This is a genomic window from Streptomyces californicus (genome assembly GCF_000717645.1).
Classification (GTDB): domain Bacteria; phylum Actinomycetota; class Actinomycetes; order Streptomycetales; family Streptomycetaceae; genus Streptomyces; species Streptomyces californicus.
Window position 1 is genome coordinate 1 of the sequence record NZ_JNZZ01000101.1, and the last position, 202, is coordinate 202.

Below are 202 nucleotides of genomic sequence, written 5' to 3' on the forward strand. Positions count from 1 at the left end.
CCATCGGCGCTGAAAGGCTTAGCTTCCGGGTTCGGAATGTAACCGGGCGTTTCCCTAACGCAATGACCACCGAAACACTATGAAAATTTGAACACCGGACATGTCACGGCTGTTCATTATTTCAGAACTAACACAGTGGACGCGAGCAACTGAGGACAAGCCCTCGGCCTATTAGTACCAGTCAGCTCCACCCGTTACCGGG

1 rRNA gene is annotated in these 202 nt (G+C 52.5%); it reads right to left on the minus strand.

The window, feature by feature from the left end:
• A 5S ribosomal RNA gene (rrf, locus tag IF19_RS0134405) occupies window positions 1-74 on the minus strand; the annotation flags it as partial.
• Between the last annotated feature and the right edge of the window lie 128 nt (window positions 75-202).